Source organism: Candidatus Manganitrophaceae bacterium (assembly GCA_012960925.1).
Classification (GTDB): Bacteria; Nitrospirota; Nitrospiria; order SBBL01; family JAADHI01; genus DUAG01.
Map to the genome: position 1 here is coordinate 1 of DUAG01000069.1, position 1,761 is coordinate 1,761.

Here is a 1,761-nt window from a genome sequence, read left to right on the forward strand (position 1 = left end):
GAACGATGCCAGATTGGGAACCTTTACCCAGGGCATTATGAGAAACCGGTCGTTATTGACCACCCACGGCAATCGTTCCTGACGCATAGCCGGCGTCCATCCGATGAATTCATCGCGGGCAGCGGTTTTGTAGGCAGAGGGGCCGAAACTCAGACAGGCAATGGGCCGGTTCTGATAATAAGCCAGATATTTGAGATGTTCTCCGGTAGGTTGTTGATAGCCCAGGTAATGGCAGTTGGCTATGAAGTCTCTGAATTTCTCAAGTGATTTGCGATCCCTGATCAGGGTGATTTCAATCTGATCCCGCAGCCCACTAAGGGCCTGGACCAAAGGAATCCGATCCAGCAGATCCAGCTCCCCGACTTTATTGCGATAACCCGGCCGACGTGCCGGGTTGAGCATGGCCGGCAACTCAATCAAACCCTTCGCCTGCAGCCTCCTTAACAAATCTCTGCAGGCAATTTCACGGAAACGACCGTTGGGCTGACGCCAATCCCAAATTTCGCAGAGCCGCTTGGATATATGGGATCGACCTCGGCCCCCTTCCTTCTCAATCAAGCTGCGGATCAGCGTCAGATCCTCCGCTGAAATGAGTCGTCGTCGAATGATTAGCTGCTCGTTCACTGCTCGGTATCATACCAAGCCCTGCAAAGTGACATCAGAACTATTTTGAAGGTTTTGTCTTTCTATCTTTTCACAAAACTATGCTGTGAACGGTTACAAATAATTGGAATGGATTTTCGCGGCAGAATTTCCGCTTTCAAGTGCTATCCTTTCAACATTCCCAGTTAGCATAACCCTATATGTTATTGCACTATGCCTGAGACAGTTTCTTGAATACTTCACCCCGGCGGCATCGCATGCTTTTTTGAATTGTTTGTAACTGTTTGCGAACGGGCTTACCTGCCCAGACTTCAGCCTGAAAGGCTCGATCCACTCCTTAAGATTTGGCGCAATCGGAATTAGCCGCCGCGTTGGAACAAGCCCCTTCCCTTTTGTGATACGGATCGACTTCGGTTTAACCTGCTCCCAATCCAAAATTTTTAATTCACTATCTCGAATGGTGCTGAAAGCTCTGAACGCGATCCAGGGGATAATTTCTTCCCGTGCGTATGTCAGTATCGCTGCAAGCTCGTCAGGGGTCAGAATAGCCACTTCGGTTTGTGCATCTCTGAACTTCCTGACAGAATCCATAGTGTCGTCATCCTTTGGAATCCAGCCTTGCGATGCCGCGTAAATCATCAAAGCTTTAATCGCGCTTCGTGTGTTCATTTTAGATCGTTCCGCCAAGGGGAGCGCCCTTAGAAAAGCGTCTATGTCTTTTGACCGGACCTGTTTCAAGTCCATTTGAAATGCCTCGGAGAATCGTCGGAGATATGCTGTCTGTAGTTTTAGGCATACTGGCCGATCAATCGAGTTTAAGAATCCTTTAACGGCATTCTGAACACTCATTTTCGGAAGCGTGTGAATGTTCCTTCTGGCGAAGTATCGAACTGCTTCAAGCATGTGTGGCCCTTTAAGAAGTTTGTAGGATTCAGCATACTCCTTGGCAACAGTCCGGATGTCCGTTCCGCTTTCCTTTAGCGTGTCGACAGCAAACTGATAATCCAGCTGCTCTGCGGGAGACAAAACCAATATATCAGTATTACCCTGCCTGACTTTCCCCTTTATTTGGTTCGGTAATTTCTTGGCTTCTTTTAACTCACTTCGAAAACAATGGTCCTTCCCGTGTGGGGTCAACCATCGAACCTTGTATTTAAC

The 1,761-nt window shown here is 48.2% G+C and carries 2 protein-coding genes; both read right to left on the bottom strand.

Annotated elements, in window-relative coordinates; translation table 11 throughout:
- On the bottom strand, positions 1–624 hold a 624-nt coding region (locus EYQ01_10075), incomplete at its 3' end, for a DUF4338 domain-containing protein (protein ID HIE66130.1).
- A gap of 93 nt (positions 625–717) precedes the next feature.
- The gene (locus tag EYQ01_10080) at positions 718–1,629 is read right to left on the bottom strand and encodes a hypothetical protein (protein ID HIE66131.1); all 912 of its coding nucleotides are present in this window, start codon (positions 1,627–1,629) and stop codon (positions 718–720) included.
- Positions 1,630–1,761: the final 132 nt, after the last annotated feature.